Below are 20,752 nucleotides of genomic sequence, written 5' to 3'. Positions count from 1 at the left end.
ATGGACACCCTTGTCATTGGCTAACGCCTATATCACCTTCGGCGCTCGGGACTTTCACCCTATAGATTGCGCCCATGCTGGGCGCACATAAAAAATAGAACTGTATCTTTTAAAGATACAGTTCTATTTTTAGGTATTTCTTCTTATTAACTTAGGTTCCAGGGTTACTATTCTATCCTTTAGTACATTACCATTAATTAAATCAATTACTACCCCACAAGCCTTTTTACCCATTTCATATACTGGTTGAGAAATTGTTGTAAGTTCAGGCTCAAAAATAGACGCCATCTTAATATCATCATATCCTACAATACTAATTTCTTGTGGAACTTTAACTCCTGATTTTATTAAAACTTTCAATCCTCCTAATGCCATTAAATCATTACTATAAAAAATTCCATCTATCTCTTTATTCTTTAATATTTTTTCTGTAATACTCATACCTTTTTCTAACGTAAAATCACCTTCATATATTAAGGACTCATCATAGATACCATATTGTCTACATTTTCTTTTATATGTATCTAATCTCATATTTGAAATTTCAAGTTCTCTATTACCTGTTACAAAAGCAACTTTTTTGCGTTTTCTTTCCCCACAAAGATAATCTATCCCCATTTCAATACCTTTTACATTATCACAATAAATTCTATAATATTCATCATATACATCAATATATCTATCTACAAGAACAAAAGGAACTCCATGATTTTCTAGAACTTCTATTGATGCCTTATCTTGATCTCCTGATATTAAAATAACACCATCTATAAATCTATTAACTAATAATCTTACATATTCTTGTTCTTTACTTTTTAAATTATCTGTATTACATAATATAATATTATAATTTTTAATTTTAGCAAAATCCTCTATGGCCCTTCCCATTTCTGCAAAAAATGGATTAGTTATATCAGGAATAATTACACCTATTGTATTAGTTCTTTTGGTAGCTAAACTTCTAGCAATAGAATTTGGAACATAATTTAACTCCTTGCAAATTTTCAAAACTTTTTCTTTTGTTTTTTTACTGATGTTTCTATCTTTATGATTCAATACCATAGATACAGTTGCCTTAGATACACCGGACATTTCGGCAATTTCTTTCATTGTGACTTTTTTATTTATTTTATTTTTCTCCATACTTCTCTTTCACTTCTTTTAAAGTAGGGATAGAACTTTGAGCGCCTTCTCTTGTAACCGTAATAGATGATACCTTATTACCGAAGCTTACAGCTGATTTTAAACAATCAAAATTTAAGTCTGAAGCATTACTTAAACTTTTTCCTAATGCCCCTATAAAAGAATCTCCTGCAGCAGTACTATCTATAGCTTGTACTTTATAGGCAGGTATCAATTCGGTCTTATCCTTAGATATAATAGCTGCTCCTTTACTACCTAATGTTATTACTACAAATTTAACTCCATTTTCTAAAAAAGCCTTTGCAGCTATTTCTGCACTATGTAAATCATTTACCTCTATTCCTGTTAATTCAAAAGCTTCTGTTTCATTGGGAACTATTATATCTGTATATCTAAGTATTTCTTTTGGAATTTCTCTAGCAGGAGCAGGATTTAAAATAGTAATTTTGTTTTTTTCCTTTGCAAATTTAAATCCTTCTATACTACTATCTAATGGTGTCTCAAATTGAGTTATTACAACATCAGATTCTTGAATAATTTCTTTTAATTCTGCTATTCTTTCACACTTTATGCTCATATTAGCTCCACCAACAACACAAATAGTATTATCACCATTGTTATCTACATTTATTATAGCTGTTCCTGTTGGTTTATCATTACATACTAAAATATTTTCAGTTATTACTTTATCTTTTTTTAAAGCATTAGTTAAAATGTGTCCATAACCATCATTTCCAACAGATGCTATCATATTTACTGTACATCCAAGTCTTGAAGCTGCTACAGCCTGATTAGCTCCTTTTCCTCCAGGAATTGTAGTTAATTCCTCCGCTAAAATTGTTTCGCCTTTTTTTGGTAGGTTTTTAGTCTTTATAACTAAATCCATATTCATACTACCTATTACACATACTTTTTCCATAATATTCACCTCTAATACTTAAAATCTATTTAACCGGTTAAATAGATTTTATCATCTAATATTTTCATAGTCAATTAACTATTAATATTCCGTTTATTAATATATTAAGTATTTTTTATGTTACTAAATCCCTTGATATGTATATATTATCATATTTATACCATTAAGTATGTCTTATTAGATAAATTAATACATTGTCATATCTTTACTTATAATTTTTAAAAAACGGACATAAATTCTGGATACATTGTGAATTATACTTATTAAATTCGCATTTAATTTCTTTTTCTTTTTCTAATTCTATATTTAAATTTTTCTTACAAAAATCGATAGCTTCATTTATTGCTATAAAACTATCTCTTTTACAACATCTTGGTCCTCCATTTTCAGCTATATGATATAAACTTTTAGCAGTCATAAGATTACTAAGTTTCCACTCTTCTTTTGATAAAGGGGTTGATCCAGTTACTATACTTATAAAAATTCCTGTTCCAACACCAGCGCCACAACTACCATATAATCCGCAAAAACCACCTAAAACATTTTTAGCTCTTTTAGCTGCCTCTTGTAACTTTTCTTTTTTCTTATTAAAAAGTCCCTTTTTATTATAATAAGAACTTATTAAAACTGCTGGTACTAAAAAATGATGCTCTGGGCCATGGATTTTAACTGATGGATGTTTCATCAACACCTTTGCCATTTTTAATGGATTTATTTCTATACTTTCTATACAATAGTTCATTATTATTTCATATGCATTTCCAGAATGGCAACTATCACAAACATAATGACCATTTTTGCATTTAGCATTGCTTGTAAATTCTTTGCCACAATAAAAGCATTTCATAACTTCAGACGTTTCCGGAGTATATACTATCTCTTCTCCACATATCAAACAGTTAAATTTATTCTCCATATTATCACCTCATAATTTTAATCAAATTTACCCGCCTATTCTATAATAATATTTTTTTAGTAAAAATACACTAAAATTTTATAAAAAACTGAAAATAAAAAAACATATTATTAATCTGTCATTTTTCTGCAAAATTTTTATTTATGTGTTTTAAATTATTGACTTTTTCAACAAACTATACTAAACTTTAATTTATTTTATAAGTATATACTTAATTCTAATATATATTTAACAAAATATTATAAATATAATATCTTATTGTATAAAAAAAGGAGGATTAACCATGCTAAAAAATTTAATTTATACTATATCTAAAGAAGATCATATACCAGAAAAATTACAAGAAATCTTATCCTCTCATAAAGAAATTAAATTCGTTTCATTCATGGGAGTAGATTTATCCGGTAACGATACAGACGAAAGAATTCCAGTTAAATTGTTTCTAGAAGACATAGATACTTTTTTATATGGAAATGCTGTTCAAACTGACGGTTCCTCTGTTGTTTTGCCTGGAATAGCTACCTTAAATAATGCAAAATTAGATATGATCGCTGATTTAGATTGTAATTGGTTTATAGACTACAATTATGAAAACATAGATCCGCTTCTTAATCTACCAATAGGTACCTTAAAAATCCCTTGTTTTTTATTCCATGATAATAAACCTGTTGATTCAAGGTACATACTTAAAAATTCCATTACCTATTTTAAAGAAACTTTACTAGGTTTATTTAAAGAACATTCAGCTCTTTGCAAAGATTATAATATAACTTTTGATGATATATTAGACGTAAACTTTACTGTAGCCACAGAACTTGAATTCTGGGTTAAAACACCTAATGATAAAACTCATATTGAAGAATTAACTACATCACAAGTTTTAAAAGAGCAATATTGGAAACGTACTAAAGGAGTTGTTAGAACTTCCCTTGAGCAATGTCTTATCAAAATGGAGGATTATGGCTTTGAACCTGAAATGGGGCATAAGGAAGTTGGTGGAGTAAAAGCTACTCTTGAAAAATCAGGTACTCTAACTCATGTAATGGAACAATTAGAAATTGATTGGAAATACTCTGATGCAATACAAGCTTGTGACAATGAAATATTTATAAGAAATCTTGTTAAAGAAACATTTAGACAAAACGGCTTAGATGTAACCTTCCTTGCTAAACCCGTAAATGACGTAGCTGGTAGCGGAAAACATGTTCATGTTGGTGTTGCTTTGAAACTTAAAAACGGCAAAAAAATAAACTTATTTACTGCTACAAAAGAACATTTTTTAAGTAGATTAGGTTATTCTGGACTAATGGGTATTTTAAAAAATTATGAGGGAATAAATCCTTTTGTTTCTTCTACTAATGATTCTCTTAAAAGATTAAAACCAGGATTTGAAGCCCCTGTTTGTATAGTTACATCCTTAGGACATTCAGTAGAGGCTCCTTCTAGAAACAGAACTATATTAATAGCTCTTATTAGAGATTTAAAAAACCCATACGCTACAAGATTTGAACTCCGTTCTCCAAATCCTCATACAAATACATACTTAACTGTATCTACTGTTTATTTGGCAATGATGGAAGGAATTCTATATGCCATAAACAATAATAAAACTGAGGATGAATTATTAAAAGAACTTTCTAAGTCCCCAGGTGAAAATGCTAACTATCTTGAAGATTCTAGGGCATATAGAAGCGAAAAAAATGTGTTTGAGGATTATTCTGAAGAAGAAAGAAATTCATATTTTGGTCATGCACCAAAAACTGTATATGAAAACATTAAATCTTTAGATGATGAAGAAAAAACTAAGTTCTTAAAACAGGGTAATGTGTTTAATGAAAAAATAATTCATAGTTTCAAATTAGGTACAGAACAAAGATGGTTAACTGAAATCCAAGCAAGAATTTTACATGATTACTCTGAAGAAATTAGATCTTACAAATGCGTTCATTCTTTAGATAAAGCTTTAGATTTAGATGTTGCAAACTTCCAAAAGGTTAATTATTTAAGACATTATTTAAGAAAAGATTCTTATTCCAATGAAAGTTTATTTACTAGAATAACTAAAGCAATACAAAATCGAGATTTGGAAACTGTTTCTATTTTACAAATAGAGGTTGAACAAAAAATGGATACTCTTCGTACACTTTATAATTCATATTTAAAAAATCTTATAGACCTTTAGTATAAATGGTATACAAATAATAAATAATATTATCTGTATACCATTTATTATAATACATTACAGAAGGGATTTGAAAACTAATGAAAAGATCTTTTAAATACTTGTATATTTTTCTTTGCCTTACATTATTTTTTACACTATGCTCCTGTAGTAATAATACTCACAATAATAAAGAGATAAAAAACAATGGTAATGAATTAAAAGAAAACGTTGTAAATTATCCAAAAAAAATTATAGATAATATAAAAAATGAGGTTATTTTAGAATCTGAACCAAAAAAAATTGTTTCTTTAGTTCCAAGTACTACTGAAACGATTTTTGCATTAGGTAAGGGAAATTTACTTGTTGGTAGAACAGATTATTGTACTTATCCAGAACAAACTAAAAATATCCCTTCCGTAGGTAAAATTGATATTCCCAGTGTTGAAAAAATTATAGCACTTCAACCTGACATAGTATTTGTAACATCTCTAACTAATTCAGATATCATAAAAAAACTTAAAGCTGCTAAAATCAAAGTATTTTATGTATTAGATAATAATAATTTAAGTTTTAATGCAATATATGATAATATAACAACCTTAGGGGATATTTTACATGCCCAAAATCAAGCAAAGAAAATAAATGATACTATAAAAAATAAAGTAGAAGAAGTTAAATCTAAAGTAACTTCTCCCAAAAGACCAAAAGTATATTATGTAATTTCTTACGGTCAAGGTGGAGATTATACAAGTACTGGTGATACATTTTTAGGTGAATTACTACAACTTGCAGGTGGAGATAACATAGCTAATGATGCAAAAGGTTGGAAATTTACTAAAGAACGACTTATAATATCTAACCCTGATATAATTATTCTACCTAGATATTCTGAAATGAAAAAAGGTTTTACAAACACATCTGGATATAGTTCATTAAGAGCAGTTAAAGATGGAAATATTTATGAAATAGATAATAATTTATTAGAAATACCTGGACCTAGATTAAGTAAAGGTATTGAGGAACTTGCAAAAATAATTCATCCTGAAATTTTCAAATAATAATTTATTAAAAATAGGAGATTTTTTTAATAAATCTCCTATTTTTAATATCTCTCCTATGTTTTAATGTAATATGTAAATTTATAATAATTAATAAATAATTATAGATTTATGCTTTCTTATTTGTTAATATATATTATAATATTTATAATGTGGAGAGGAGGTTACTTTATGGATAAAAATAAAAAAGAAATTAGTGAACTTATTAAGGTAGCTTGTAGAATGGGACAACTAATGTTAGAAAATGGCGGTGAAACCTATAGGGTAGAACAAATGATCTGTATAATGTGTACTACATACAATTACCCTAAAACCGAAAGTTTCGTTACACCTACCGGTATAATGATTTCCATTACAAATGACAATAATGAAACTATTTCTCTTGTTAAGAGAATACATTCTAGAACTGTAGACCTAACTAAGGTTTCTTTAGTTAATGATTTATCACGAAAAATAGCTAGTGAAAAAACACCTATTTCTAAAATAAATAAGTTATTAGATTCAATTGATTGTACGCCTAAATACGATAATAAAACTACATCTTTTTTTACTGCTTTAGCATCTAGTGCCTTCTGTTCATTATTTGGAGGTGGACTAAGAGATTTTTTAGTAACCTTTGTTATAGGGTTTATTCTAAATTATTTTTCTATATATTTGAACAAACTTGAAGTTAACGGTTTTTTTGTAAATATATCTTCAGGTTGTTTAGCATCTTTACTAGCCTTGCTCTCTATTAAGTTAAGATTAGGAATTAATCAAGATGCCATTGTTATAGGCTCTATAATGCTTCTACTTCCTGGTATTACTATTACCAATGCTATAAGAGATATAATTGCTGGAGACTTAGTATCGGGAATTTCTAGAACTATAGAGGCTTTTTTGGCGGCTATTGCTATCGCAATTGGTACGGGCTTTAGCTTTAATATATGGTTAACACTATTTGGAGGGATTTAGATATGAAACAACTTTTGTTTGAAATTTTTTATTCATTTTTAGGTTCCTTGGGTTTTGCTGTGTTATTTAATATACGTGGTAAAAACTTAGTAGCCTCTTCCATTGGTGGTGCTTTAGGCTGGTTCATTTATAAATTCTTTTTAATTTATAATTTAACTTCATCAAATACTTCTATTTTTTTAGCCACATTAGGTATTAGTATTTATTCAGAAATTATGGCTAGAGTATTAAAACAACCTGTAACTGTATTTGTTATAGCTGCTATGATTCCTTTAGTACCTGGAAGTGGAATGTATTATACTACCTTTGCTACAGTTCAAGGAGATATATTTAAGGCAGTACATTTAGGACTAAAAACTCTTTATGATGCTGGTTCTATTGCTATTGGTATTATTTTAGTTTCTACTATAGCTAGAATATTAAAACAGAAAAAAATTTTACGTTATGCCATAACTAATAAAATTAATTCTACTAAAAAAACAGCCAAATAAATAAAGGCTGTTTTTCTTTATAACTCTTATTAAATTAAAAATTATAATTATATATTTTATAATATAAGTTATTTATTTTCTTTAATCTTATCTTTTCTTAAATTGAATGTTACTAACCATAAGATATGATAATCCAAATACGATTAATATAGTTAATTTTACACTTATAATTGTATTCATATTTAATAAACAATAAATTGATAATAATATTCCTGCACAAGTTATAGGTATACCAGAAAATACACCTGAAAACGATGAAATATTATATCTTGCCAATCTATATGCCCCTGCAACAGGAAAAATTATTAGTGTAGCATATCCTAGTATCTTCAAATCTGACATATTATTCATCATAAACACTAGTAAAGCTGGTGCAACACCAAAAGAAATTAAGTCTGAAAGAGAATCTAATTCCTTTCCAATATCACTTGAAACTTTTAATGCTCTAGCAACTCTACCATCATACCTGTCTAAAAGTGCTGCTAATATAACAAATAATGATGCCAACTTATAATTTCCTTCACATGTCATAAGTAAAGAAATTATTCCACAAGATAAATTTCCTAAGGTAAACATATTTGGTATAGTTGATTTAATTCTTTCCATTTCATTCCTCCTTTCCATAACCATTATATCATATTTATTATATTACCATTTTTTCTTTATAAATTGTTTATTTAAACCTTAAATTTATCTTAATTTTATACTAACTTTCATTTTTCATCTCATTTTATTTTTGTTTTTAACTTTTTACAATTTATGTTTTGTTTTCAATTATAATTGCCAAAATTTCTATTTTCAAACATAAAATATAGTTTTTTATTTTAAACATATTGACTTTTAATGTTATAAATGCTATGATTTAGTCACAAATAGTCGAACTTTGTAGGAGGTTTTGCAAATGAAATCAACAGGTATAGTTAGAAAAATTGATGAACTAGGAAGAATTGTAATTCCGATTGAATTAAGAAGAACTTTAGATATTGAAATTAAAGATTCATTAGAAATTTTTGTTGAAGGTGAACATATCATATTAAAGAAATATAATCCATCTTGTATTTTCTGCGGAAATGCTAGAGACGTTATAAACTATAAAGGTAAAAATATCTGCCAAAATTGTCTATCTGAATTAAAGAATGACTAAAATAAAAAAATGAGCTTATTAAATAAGCTCATTTTTTTATTAATTTATTTTTCTTCTTTATCTACTGCAATTCCTAATTCTTTTAATTGTTTTTCATCAACAACATTAGGTGCTTCAGACATTGGACAATATGCATTTTGATTTTTAGGGAATGCTATAACATCCTTAATATTATCTGTATTTGCAAGGAACATTATTAATCTATCTAATCCATATGCCATTCCGCCATGTGGTGGTGGACCAAACTTGAATGCCTCTAATAAGAATCCAAATCTTTCCCATGCACTTTCTTGTGTAAATCCAAGAGCTTTAAACATTCTTTCTTGAATATTTGTGTCATGAATTCTTATACTTCCTCCACCTATTTCTTCTCCATTTAATACTATGTCATAAGCCTTAGCTCTTACTTTACCTGGATCACTTTCTAGGTATTGTAGATCTTCATCTTTTGGCATTGTAAACGGATGATGTTTAGCCACATATCTATCTTCTTCTTCATCATACTCAAGTAGTGGAAAATCTGTAATCCATACAAATTTAAATTCTTTATTATCTTTTAATAGTTCCAATTGTTTAGCTAACTCTAATCTTAAAGCTCCTAATGATTGGAATACAACATCATCTTTATCAGCTACAATTAAAATTAAATCTCCAACTTTAGCTTCTGATGCTTCTATAATTTTATTTAATTCATCTTCACTAAAGAATTTAGCTATTGGTGACTTAATTTCATCTTCTTTTATAGCTATCCATGCAAGACCTTTTGCCTTATAAGTTTTTACAAACTCACCTAACTTATCAATTTGTTTTCTTCCCATAGTTGCACAACCTGGTGCCACTACACATCTTACTGAACCGCCACTTGTAATGGCATTTTTAAATACAGCAAATTCAGAATTAACAACTGTTTCTGTTAAGTTTTTAATTTCTATTCCAAATCTTAAATCAGGTTTATCTGAACCAAATCTATCCATAGCTTCTTGATATGGCATTCTTGGAATTGGTAACTGAACATCATGATTTAAAATTTCTTTAAATACTCTCTTAATTAATCCTTCATTTACACTCATTACATCATTTTCTTCAACAAAAGACATTTCTAAATCTATTTGAGTAAATTCAGGTTGTCTATTTGCTCTTAAATCTTCATCTCTAAAACATTTAACAATTTGGAAATATCTATCATATCCAGATACCATTAATAATTGTTTAAATATTTGAGGTGATTGAGGTAATGCATAAAACTTACCTTTAAAATTTCTACTTGGAACTAAATAATCTCTAGCCCCTTCTGGAGTACTCTTTGTAAGCATTGGAGTCTCCATTTCTAGGAATCCATTGTCATCTAAATAATCTCTAACTATTTTAGTAGTTTTATGTCTTAGTATAAGATTTCTTTGCATATCCGGTCTTCTAAGATCTAAATATCTATATTTTAATCTTACATTTTCAGCTGCATCTAGATTTTCTTTTATGTAAATCGGAGGTGTCTCTGATTCAGATAAAATTTTTATACTCTCCCCTTTTAATTCCACAAGACCTGTTGGTAAAGTTTCATTTGGAGATTGTCTCAAAACAAGTTCTCCTGTAACTGCTATACAGTATTCTGGCTTAACACCATCTGCCTTTTCAAAAGCTTCTTTACTTATTTCTTCTCCAAATACAACTTGTAAAATACCAGTTCTATCTCTAAGGTCTACAAAAACTAAAGAACCTAAATTTCTTTTTCTTTGAACCCATCCCATGAAAGTCATTTTTTGACCTACATGATTTTCTCTAGCTTCACCACACATCATGGTTCTTTTTATACCTAAAAGCTGTTCTCCCATGTCATATTCCTTCCTTTCATAATTAGCTATAAAACATTATACAACTTTTTCTATGTGTTTTTCCATAATTTCATAATAATTATTTATATATTATCTAAATATGTATAAAATACTTTGTAAATTATGGAATATTATTTTATGATGTTATAAATTTCCTCTATATTATCTAATGAAACGTCGAATTGTTCTCCATCACTCATTCTTTTCAATTTAGCTTTTTTCTCTTCAAGTTCTGAATCTCCAATTACCATAGAAAATTTACTTTCTAACTTATTAGCAAATTTCATTTGAGCCTTTACACTCTTTTTCATATGATCACATTCACATTTGATACCCATTTCTCTTAATTTATTAACAAAACCAAATACAAATAGATTAGCTTCTTCACCCATTGAAGCTACGTATAAATCCATATAATTCGGTTTAGGTATTTCTATGCCTTCTTCTTCTAAAGTAATTAAAAGTCTTTCCATTCCCATTCCAAATCCAAATGCTGGAGTACTTGGTCCTCCAATTTCTTCTATAAGACCATCATATCTACCACCACCACAAATAGTTAAATCATTATTTGTATTTATTATCTCAAATACTGTTTTTGTATAATAATCTAATCCTCTAACTATGTACGGATCTACTTTATATTCAATCTTTAAAACTTCTAAATATTTTTTTAGTTGTTCAAAGTGTTCTTTACAATCATCACATATATAATCTAAAATTGTAGGTGCATTTTTACTTATTTCTTTACAATTTTTATCTTTACAATCTAAGATTCTCATAGGATTTTTTTCAAATCTTGTTTTACATGTTTCACATAGTTCTTCATAATTTTCTTTTAAATATGCCTTAAGTGCATCATTAAATTTTTTTCTACATTCTGGACAGCCTAAACTGTTTATATTTAAAGATAAATTATTAAGTCCAAATTCTTTTAATGCTCGCATTGCAAGTGAAATACCTTCTGCATCAATAGAAGCTTCTTTAGATCCAAAAACTTCTATTCCAAATTGATGGAACTGTCTAAGTCTTCCTTTTTGCATTTTTTCATATCTAAAAGCATCAACAAAATAATACATTTTTGTTGGTTGTGCATCAGCATAGATACTATTTTCTATAAATGCTCTTACTACTGGAGAAGTTCCTTCTGGTTTTAAAGTTATACTTCTTCCACCTTTGTCTTCAAAAGTATACATTTCCTTTTGTACTACATCCGTAGTTTCACCAACACCTCTCTCAAAAAGTTCTGTTGATTCAAACATAGGTGTTCTTATTTCCCTAATACCATAAGTTCCTGCAATGCTTCTTAGTTTGTCTTCTATGTAATTCCATTTATACGAATCTGCTGGTAATAAATCTTTTGTTCCCTTTGGTGCTTTTATAGCCATTTATTTTACCTCCATTTATTTTTCGTAAAGAGTATCTAAAAGTTTTATTTTTTTCTCTATCATTTCATCTATTCTGCTGATATACTCTCTTACATCTTTTATATTTCCAAATCTCTCTATTTTATCATTTTCTAAGTACACAACCTTTGTTACGGCATCTGCACCTAATGCTATGATAGTTTCTTTATCTTCCATCATTTCTATATTGTATACTGATTCCTTCGTTTCATTAGCATAACCTATATTCTCCATGTTTCCTACCATATTTTTTTGTCTATACATATAATATGGTCTCATTCCTAATTCATTAGCTAATTTGGAGGTTTCCTTAAACATTGTATTTAATTCATTTTGATCTGCTAATTCATATTTTATATTATTAAGTATATTCTCGTAAAGTCTTGAGGCTCTTTTTACAGATAACCCGTGCACTGTAAAACTGTCAGGTTTAAATTGTTTAATAAAAGCACAAGTTTTCTTTACATGTTCTAGTTTTTCACCTGGAAGCCCTACTATCATATCCATATTTATATCTTCAAATCTTAATTCTCTAGCTTTATTAAAAACTCTAATTATATCTTCACTAGAATGATTTCTTCCTATTAATTTTAAAGTTTCATCATTCATTGTTTGAGGATTTATACTTATTCTAGTAACCATATATTTTTTCATAGAAAGTAATTTTCCATCAGTAATACTATCTGGTCTACCACACTCAACAGTAAATTCCTCAACATTAAACTCTTTTATAAAAGAGTTATATATCCTTTCCATGACACCTTCAAATTGTTCCTCATTAATAGCTGTAGGAGTACCCCCTCCAAAATACACTGTATGAATTGATAAGTTGTGCTCTTTTATATAGCTTGATACACTACTTATTTCCTTCTTTAAAGCTTCAAGATATTCTTCTACTACTTCATTTTTAAACTTTCCTATAGGATTAGCAGCAAATGAACAATAAAGACATCTCGTAGGACAAAATGCCATACCTATATAAATACTTACTTTATTTTTACAAGGATTCATATATTGCATTTCTCTTTTAGCGACTTCTATACATAATTTTGCCTTTTCTTCTGAAGTTAAAGAAGATTTTTTAAAATAATTTATTATTTCTTCTTCACTTGTACCTTCCTGTAACATTAACATAGCCCTTTTTGAAGGTCTTATGCCTATTAATGTACCCCAAGGCATATATTTATCTGTAATTTCTTCAAAATATTTAAATAAGGATATTTTAATGGATTCTTTAATTTTTAATCTTTTATCTATAATAAATTCTTTTTGTAATTCATTAGATTTAATCCTTACTTTGTCCTTATCTATGAATACATCATAATTATAATTTTCTTCTTTAAATTTTATATCCCTAAAAGGTATAAATATGTTTATCATTTGATAAACATCATATCTATAATTTAAATCATTTAATCTTACTATTATTTCTTGTTTTTTTCCTTCCGCCTTAGCCATTATTTCTTTGCTCCTAAATTCATAAATTTATTTAATGAAAGGATTTATTTGTTTTTCATTGCCAATTGTACTTTGACGACTATGACCTGGATAAACGATAGTTTCATCATCCAATATTAAAAGTTTTTCTCTTATACTGTTTAATATTTGTTCTTGATTTCCACCCTCTAAGTCTGTTCTACCTATTGAGCCATAAAATAATGTATCACCTGTAAATACAGAATCTCCTATAATAAAGCTCATTCCTCCTGGGGTATGTCCTGGAGTCTCAACACACTTAATTTTCATACTTCCAACCTTATATTCATCCCCTTCTTTTAAGAAGATTTCGGGATCCTTTCCTTCTAAAAGAGGACCATATAAGTGAGTTCCTTTATTTATTAAAATACTATCTTTTTCGCTTATTCCTACATTAGGATTGCCTACTAAATTTTTTAATAATTCCACTCCTGAAGTATGATCTACATGACCATGAGTTAAAAATATATATTTAATTTTTGCATCTAATTCTTCTATACCTTTCATTATATCATCTACGTCGCCACCTGGATCTAATACTAGTGCCTCTTTTGTATCCTCATCCATAATAATATAACAATTTGCTCCATAGATTCCTGCTACTACTCTTTTTACTTGCATTTTTTATACCCCCATATAATTAAAAATTCTTTTTACTATCTAGTAATATTGTTACAGGACCTGAATTTTCTATATAAACTTGCATATCAGCTCCAAAAATTCCTGTTTCAACTTTATTGACTTTTTCCTTACATAATTCAATAAATTTATTATACAATATTTTTGCTTCATTACCACCTAATGCCTGCATAAAATTAGGTCTTCTCCCTTTTCTACAATCACCGTATAATGTAAATTGAGAAATAATAAGAAGCTCTCCCTCTACATCTAGTAAAGAATTATTTAATTTTTCATTTTCATCTTCAAATACACGTAAATTTACAATTTTATCCCTAAGATAAACAACATCTTCAACAGTATCTTCTTTAGATATTCCTAATAAAATATTAAACCCCTTATTTATTTCTCCCACTACCTTACCTTCAACTTCAACCTTAGATGAATTAACTCTCTGAATTACAGCTCTCATAAAACTTCCTCCGATTAACCATTTAACCTACTTACATCTTTTATACCTTGTAATTTTCTTATCTTTTTCTTTAATTCCCTTAATGCTTCTATGGATTTTATTCTTATTTTTATATTTATATTAGCTAAACCACTTTCATAAGTATTCGCACTAATAGATATCATCTGAATTTTATTCTGAGTCAACACTTGCACAATCTCTGCCAAAACTCCCGTTCTATCATCACATGTTACTTTAATTTCACAAGTAAAATCAGTTCCCCTAATATTTTCCCATGTTATATCCATTACCTTTTCTTTTTCAAATTTGAAAAGATTTTGTACATTCTTACAATCTTTTCTATGAACTGAAATTCCTCTTCCTCTTGTAACATATCCTATTATCTCATCTCCTGGGACAGGATTACAGCATTGGGCAAATCTAGCCATTAAATTATTACTTTCTTTTAAAATCAATTCTGGAAGATCATCTTTTTTATCTTCATGATTAGATTCTTGTTTAGCCTTTATCTTTTCTTCTATTTCTTCTGAAACTATATTCTCTTTTTTAACATGTGCTTCTTTTAATCGTAACACAAGTGAAGAACTAATAACACCACCAGAACCTACTACAGCATATAGATCCTCCATTGTTCTTAAATTGTATCTTTTAAAAATCTTTTCTAAAATCTCACCTTCTGCAATTTCTGAAAAAGTACATCCCTGTTTTTTAGCTTCTTTTTCTAGTAACTCTTTTCCTCGTTCTATATTTTCTTCTCTTTTTACTTTATTAAAATAAGATTTTATCTTACTCTTAGCATGGTTACTATTAGCTACAGATAGCCAATCTATACTAGGTCCCTTACTACCGGAAGATGTTATTACATCTACAATTTCTCCCGTTTTTAGTGAATAATCTAGTGGAACCATTTTCCCATTAACCTTAGCACCTACACATTTATTACCCACATCGGTATGAATGCGATATGCAAAATCTATAGGTGTTGAATTTTGAGGTAAACTAATAACTTTTCCTTTTGGGGTAAAAACAAAAACTTCATCTGAAAATAAATCAATCTTAAATGCTTCCATAAACTCTTGTGGATCAGAAGTTTCCCCTTGCCATTCAAGTATGTCTCTAAGCCAAGTTAACTTACCTTCTAATTCATTATCAGAACCATTAGTCCCTTCTTTATATTTCCAATGAGCTGCTATACCATATTCAGCAGTTTTATGCATTTCATAAGTTCTTATTTGTATCTCAAAGGGTTTTCCTTTTGGACCAATAACTGTAGAATGTAAAGATTGATACATATTAGGTTTAGGCATAGCTATGTAATCTTTGAATCTTCCTGGCATTGGCTTATACATAGTATGAACTATTCCTAATGCAGAATAGCAATCTACCACAGTATTTACTAAGATTCTTACTGCTGTTAAATCAAAAATTTGATCCATAGTTTTATTTTTATTCTTCATCTTATTGTATATACTATAAAAGTGTTTTGGTCTTCCATCTATTTGAGCATCTATACCTGAATTTTTAAGCTTATTTCTTAATTCTTGTAAAATTTTTTCTATTTGTTCTTCTCTTTCAGCCCTTTTTTCTGCGATTTCCTTTACTAAGGAATAATATAAATTAGGATTCATATATCTAAGCGCCAAATCTTCAAGTTCCCATTTAATTTTAGATATACCTAATCTATGTGCTAATGGAGCATAGATATCTAATGTTTCCTTAGCCTTTTCTTTTTGCTTAAACACTGGCATATATTTCAAGGTACGCATATTATGAAGTCTATCCGCAAGTTTAATCAAAATAACCCTAATATCTTTTGCCATAGCAAGAAGCATTTTTCTAACATTATCAGCTTGCTGCTCTTCCTTAGATTTGTATTTAATTTTTCCTAACTTAGTTACGCCTTGCACTAAATCTGCAACTTCTACTCCGAAAATCTCTTTTACATCCTCATATGTATAATCTGTATCTTCTACTATATCATGTAGAAGTCCAGCTATTATAGTTTTAGTATCCATACCCAATTCTGCTAGAATACAGGCTACTTCTATAGGATGTATTATATATGGTTCTCCTGATATTCTTTTTTGTTCTTGATGTGCTTCTCTTGCAATATTATAAGCCCTTACAATTTGCTCTTTATCTACATTGTGACAATTATCATCTATTTTATTTAATAATTTCTCAATCATTTGTGTTACTCTCCTAAATTAAACGACTGGTTAATCAACCAGCCGTTTTTACATTAATTATATAATATTGCGCCTTAATATGCAATTTCATTTGAGAAAAGTTTAACTATATATCATATTTAACTAAAGATTGAACATCATATTTTTCAAGCTTTGCTCTTCCATTTAAATCTGTAAGTTCAACGACAAAATTAAGTGAAACTATTTCTCCACCCATTTCCTCTACTAATTTTGTTATTGCACCTACTGTTCCACCTGTAGCCAATAAATCATCTACTACTACTACTTTTTGTCCTTTTTTAATAGCATCCTTATGCATTTCAATTTTATCAGTACCATACTCTAATGCATATTCTACTGAAACTGTTTCATATGGAAGTTTTCCTGGTTTTCTAACTGGAACAAATCCAACACCCAACTCATATGCAACACTTGTTCCAAATAAAAATCCTCTTGCTTCAGGACCAACTATAACATCAATATCTTTATCTTTCAACTGTTCACATATTTGTCTAATGCATTCTTTATACACTTTTCCATCGCTTAATAAAGGAGTAATATCCTTAAAACTTATCCCCTCTTTTGGAAAGTTTTCTATTACCCTTATTTTATCCTCTATTAACAATTTTATGCCTCCTTAAAAAATTTCTTTTATTTTTTATCATTTGTTTTAATTAAACCTGCTTACTTTTAAGACAATATAAATCTATTATATATAAAGTAAATAGGTTGTACAATAGAAGAATTTACACATTTAACACTTCACTGTTCTCTAAATTTTTCTTCCCTATATATGTATTTTGCTATTTGCTCTGCTTTACACATATTTCTAGTAGTAAAAAGTTCAACTATAATCTTTGCATCATCCATATTTCCAATCGGATTTATCTTTGGCATAATAATAGAGCCTAAAGAAAGCAAAATATCTTTATTCAATTCTCCTATATGATACATTTTCATTAACGCTTTTATTCCATAATTATTGGTATTTTTTATTTGTTTTATTCCTTTTTCTATTATGTATAAATTTTCATCTTCTAGTTTTTTTCCACTAGATAAAGTTCCTAAACACACCAAATCAATAAATTTATTAAATATGGTTGTTTTATAATAAATTGATAAAGCTTGTATAACTTTATAAGTAACACCAGAACAACTTAAATTTTCAAAAGGATACTTACATTCATTATGCGCAGGATTTATTATATATCCATAAGAATTACTCTGGTTCTTTTCATTGCATAAGGTAATCATGTCTATGTTTAAGTTTTTACATAAAGTTACCTCTTTTTCGGAATTTAAGTACCCTCCTATAGAAATTATAAGTTTAGTACCGAGAAATTCTATATGTTGCTTTATATCTTCTTCCGTTAAATTTCTTACTCTGTGTAATTCTGTTGGTATAAAATACTCCACATCTGCATTTAAATATTTTAATACTAATAATAAACTTGAAACACTAGTAATTCCGTCTACATCATAATACCCAAAAACCACGATTTTTTCCCTACTATTTACAGCTTTCACTATTCTACAAATAACATCTTTCATGTTATCTATAAGAAAGGGATGGTAATTATTTAATTGTTTTTCAGAATTACTATAATTCATAGTGTTTTTCTTACAATTTTTCTGATCTTTTTTCATAATCAATCCCCCGAATTTTTAGAGAAAGCATATATATTATAATTTATATTTCGGGTTTTTACAATTATTTTTACATAAAATAAATAAACCTCGAAAAATTTATATTATTTTCGAGGTTATTTTTTACAAATTTGTTTAATTAAAATACAATTTATGCTTTTGAAGCTTTTAATTTATGCTTTTTAAATAATACCCATATTGGACTTGCAATAAATATTGATGAATAAGTACCAACTGCTATACCTACAGTAAGTGGTAATGTAAATTCTCTTATAGATGGTACTAAAATCAATAAAGCAATTATAGTAATCAAGGTAGATAATGATGTATTTATAGATCTTTTAATTGTTTGATTTATACTTGTATCTACTAATACATCTAAGGAAACTTTTCCTAATTTCTTTTTATTTTCTCTTATTCTGTCGAACACAACTATAGTATCATTAATTGAATATCCCAATATTGTTAGTATAGCTGCTATAAATGGTGAATTTACTTTAATTCCTAATATAGCATATACACTTATAGTTATTAGAACATCGTGTAAAAGTGCCATTATTGCCGCAAAAGCGAAATCAACTTCAAATCTTATAGTTATGTAAATAAGCATTGCTCCAGCAGCTAATACCATAGCCATCCAAGCTTTTTTAGTAAGTTCTTTTCCTACAGAACCACCTATATTCTCTTCATTTACTAAATACTTATTTCCTAATTTAAATTTGTCTTTAACTTTATTTTTAATCTCTGAAATCTGTTCATCTTTAACAGCTCCACTTTGAATGATTATTTCAAATTCTTTTTTATTATTTATATCTCTTATAGAATATTGTTTAGTATATTGTTTTAGAATATCATTTAAATCTTTTTTGTCGTGTACTGTTATCTCTTTATTCATACCTATATTTAATAAAGTACCACCTTTAAAATCGATACCATAATTCAATCCTTTAATAGCTATAAAAAGAATTCCAGCAATTATTACTGTAAGTGAAAGAGTAAACCATATTTTAGTTCTTTCAACTATTTTAATCATCTTACTGTACCTCCTTTTTAACACCAAAATGAGAAGGCTTACTAACAAGACCCATACCTAATGCAAGCTTAAATAAAAATTTAGTTACAAAGAATGCTGTAAATATACTTATTACTATTCCCATCATTAATGTTAAAGCAAAACCTTTAACTGAACCTGTTCCTACAAAGTATAATATTAATCCTGCTATAATAGTTGTTATATTAGAATCTAATATAGAAGATAGTGCTTTATTAAATCCTAAATCTACTGAATTTTTTATAGATTTTCCAGTCTTCAATTCTTCCTTTATTCTTTCAAATATAAGCACATTAGCATCAACGGCCATCCCTACTGTAAGTAAGAATCCTGCAATACCTGATAATGTTAAGGTTACATCTGTAAGTGAAAAAGCCAATAAATCTAAAAGTATAAATACTGTTAAAGCTATATCAGCTAAAATTCCTGGTATTTTATATAAAGCTATCATGAAAATAAATACTAATGATACCCCTATAATAGCCGCCCATTTAGTATTTGGTAGTACTGTAGAACCTAACGTTGCTCCTACAGTCTTAAAGGAAACGGGTTTTGTTGGTAATGGTAATGCACCTGATTTTATAATATCAGCTATTTTTTTAGCTTCTTTTATATCCTTATTACCAGTAATAACTGCTGTTCCGTTAGTTATTACTGTTTCTACTCTAGGATTAGTAAGCTGTTCTTTGTCCATTGAAATAGCAATATTTTGACCAATAAACTTTTCTGTTGCGTCTGCAAACTTTTTAGTTCCTTGTGGAGTAAGTTCTAATCTAATTTGAGCTTGATTTGTATCGTTATATTCAGCTATAGCATTTTTAACATCTTTTCCTGTTAAAATTACTTTTCCTGTTGGATCTGTAAACTTTAATTCACCTGTCTTACCTATAAGATCCATAACTTCCTTAGAATCAAAAACACCTGGAACTTCAATTCTAATTCTCTTCTCGCCTTCTTGTTTTATTTCAGTTTCAGCTACACCTAATTTATTTACCCTCATATTTATAAACTCAATTTCTCTAGACATATCTTCAGGTGTAACTTTTTTTGCTTGAATTTCTTCTACAACAGAAATACCACCTTGAAGATCAAGTCCTCTGTTTATAACCTTTGTGAAAGGTAAAAATTTGTAACCGAATACTTCAACTCCGAAATATCCTATGTATCCAAATAATGCAATTAGGGCTATACATAGGATAAAAAGTGCCGTACTCTTACCTTTTTTCATTTTTATCCTCCTCTGCTGACTACCTTGTAATTTACATATTTTTCTTCATA

19 protein-coding genes are annotated in these 20,752 nt (G+C 28.2%); 5 read left to right on the top strand and 14 right to left on the bottom strand.

What is annotated here, in order from left to right; all coding sequences use genetic code 11:
* Positions 1-129: 129 nt before the first annotated feature.
* The 3 genes from QOZ93_RS07160 to QOZ93_RS07150 form a co-directional block, all read right to left on the bottom strand.
* A complete protein-coding gene (locus tag QOZ93_RS07160; protein WP_307355680.1) occupies positions 130-1,143 on the bottom strand; it encodes a LacI family DNA-binding transcriptional regulator in 1,014 nt (337 codons plus the stop codon).
* The gene (gene rbsK, locus QOZ93_RS07155) at positions 1,130-2,062 is read right to left on the bottom strand and encodes a ribokinase (RefSeq protein ID WP_307355679.1); all 933 of its coding nucleotides are present in this window, start codon (positions 2,060-2,062) and stop codon (positions 1,130-1,132) included. Before rbsK ends, QOZ93_RS07160 begins: the two co-directional genes overlap by 14 nt.
* Positions 2,063-2,267: 205 nt before the next feature.
* The gene (locus QOZ93_RS07150) at positions 2,268-2,978 is read right to left on the bottom strand and encodes a DUF5714 domain-containing protein (protein ID WP_307355678.1); all 711 of its coding nucleotides are present in this window, start codon (positions 2,976-2,978) and stop codon (positions 2,268-2,270) included.
* A gap of 283 nt (positions 2,979-3,261) precedes the next feature.
* Between QOZ93_RS07150 and QOZ93_RS07145 the strand changes: the two genes are divergently transcribed.
* The 4 genes from QOZ93_RS07145 (at position 3,262) to QOZ93_RS07130 (ending at position 7,645) form a co-directional block, all read left to right on the top strand.
* On the top strand, positions 3,262-5,160 hold the full coding sequence (locus QOZ93_RS07145; RefSeq protein ID WP_307355677.1) for a type I glutamate--ammonia ligase: 1,899 nt from the start codon (positions 3,262-3,264) through the stop codon (positions 5,158-5,160).
* Positions 5,161-5,240: 80 nt separating this feature from the next.
* A complete protein-coding gene (locus QOZ93_RS07140) occupies positions 5,241-6,200 on the top strand; it encodes an ABC transporter substrate-binding protein (protein ID WP_307355676.1) in 960 nt (319 codons plus the stop codon).
* 171 nt (positions 6,201-6,371) lie between these two features.
* The gene (locus QOZ93_RS07135; protein WP_162630405.1) at positions 6,372-7,154 is read left to right on the top strand and encodes a threonine/serine exporter family protein; all 783 of its coding nucleotides are present in this window, start codon (positions 6,372-6,374) and stop codon (positions 7,152-7,154) included.
* A gap of 2 nt (positions 7,155-7,156) precedes the next feature.
* Complete coding sequence (locus QOZ93_RS07130) at positions 7,157-7,645, top strand: threonine/serine exporter family protein (RefSeq protein WP_111943457.1); 489 nt, start codon at positions 7,157-7,159, stop codon at positions 7,643-7,645.
* A gap of 87 nt (positions 7,646-7,732) precedes the next feature.
* On the opposite strand, the gene pssA is transcribed toward QOZ93_RS07130, so the two are convergent.
* A complete protein-coding gene (gene pssA, locus QOZ93_RS07125) occupies positions 7,733-8,251 on the bottom strand; it encodes a CDP-diacylglycerol--serine O-phosphatidyltransferase (protein ID WP_307355675.1) in 519 nt (172 codons plus the stop codon).
* A gap of 295 nt (positions 8,252-8,546) precedes the next feature.
* Between pssA and QOZ93_RS07120 the strand changes: the two genes are divergently transcribed.
* Complete coding sequence (locus QOZ93_RS07120) at positions 8,547-8,789, top strand: AbrB/MazE/SpoVT family DNA-binding domain-containing protein (RefSeq protein WP_111943461.1); 243 nt, start codon at positions 8,547-8,549, stop codon at positions 8,787-8,789.
* A gap of 44 nt (positions 8,790-8,833) precedes the next feature.
* Here QOZ93_RS07120 and aspS read toward each other — a convergent pair whose 3' ends face one another.
* From aspS to secD, 10 genes are all read right to left on the bottom strand, one after another.
* Positions 8,834-10,618: an aspartate--tRNA ligase gene (gene aspS / locus QOZ93_RS07115; protein WP_111943463.1), complete on the bottom strand. Its 1,785-nt coding sequence runs from the start codon at positions 10,616-10,618 to the stop codon at positions 8,834-8,836.
* A 131-nt stretch (positions 10,619-10,749) separates the two neighbouring features.
* A complete protein-coding gene (gene hisS, locus QOZ93_RS07110) occupies positions 10,750-12,003 on the bottom strand; it encodes a histidine--tRNA ligase (RefSeq protein WP_307355674.1) in 1,254 nt (417 codons plus the stop codon).
* Positions 12,004-12,018: 15 nt separating this feature from the next.
* Positions 12,019-13,479: a coproporphyrinogen III oxidase gene (locus QOZ93_RS07105; protein ID WP_307355673.1), complete on the bottom strand. Its 1,461-nt coding sequence runs from the start codon at positions 13,477-13,479 to the stop codon at positions 12,019-12,021.
* Positions 13,480-13,506: 27 nt separating this feature from the next.
* Entirely contained in the window at positions 13,507-14,118 is a 612-nt protein-coding gene (locus QOZ93_RS07100) for an MBL fold metallo-hydrolase (protein WP_111943470.1), read from the bottom strand.
* Positions 14,119-14,137: 19 nt separating this feature from the next.
* A complete protein-coding gene (gene dtd / locus QOZ93_RS07095) occupies positions 14,138-14,587 on the bottom strand; it encodes a D-aminoacyl-tRNA deacylase (RefSeq protein ID WP_111943473.1) in 450 nt (149 codons plus the stop codon).
* A gap of 14 nt (positions 14,588-14,601) precedes the next feature.
* A complete protein-coding gene (locus QOZ93_RS07090; protein WP_307355672.1) occupies positions 14,602-16,776 on the bottom strand; it encodes a RelA/SpoT family protein in 2,175 nt (724 codons plus the stop codon).
* Between the two features lie 106 nt (positions 16,777-16,882).
* A complete protein-coding gene (locus QOZ93_RS07085) occupies positions 16,883-17,401 on the bottom strand; it encodes an adenine phosphoribosyltransferase (RefSeq protein ID WP_111943479.1) in 519 nt (172 codons plus the stop codon).
* Positions 17,402-17,538: 137 nt separating this feature from the next.
* On the bottom strand, positions 17,539-18,423 hold the full coding sequence (locus QOZ93_RS07080; RefSeq protein WP_111943481.1) for a DHH family phosphoesterase: 885 nt from the start codon (positions 18,421-18,423) through the stop codon (positions 17,539-17,541).
* Positions 18,424-18,574: 151 nt separating this feature from the next.
* The gene (gene secF / locus QOZ93_RS07075; protein ID WP_307355671.1) at positions 18,575-19,456 is read right to left on the bottom strand and encodes a protein translocase subunit SecF; all 882 of its coding nucleotides are present in this window, start codon (positions 19,454-19,456) and stop codon (positions 18,575-18,577) included.
* Between the two features lies 1 nt (position 19,457).
* On the bottom strand, positions 19,458-20,702 hold the full coding sequence (gene secD / locus QOZ93_RS07070; RefSeq protein WP_111943485.1) for a protein translocase subunit SecD: 1,245 nt from the start codon (positions 20,700-20,702) through the stop codon (positions 19,458-19,460).
* Positions 20,703-20,752: the final 50 nt, after the last annotated feature.

This window comes from Hathewaya limosa (assembly GCF_030815255.1).
Lineage (GTDB): Bacteria > Bacillota > Clostridia > Clostridiales > Clostridiaceae > Hathewaya > Hathewaya limosa.
The sequence above is the reverse complement of the archived record's forward strand: the minus strand, read 5'-3'. Positions and strand labels throughout refer to the sequence as shown.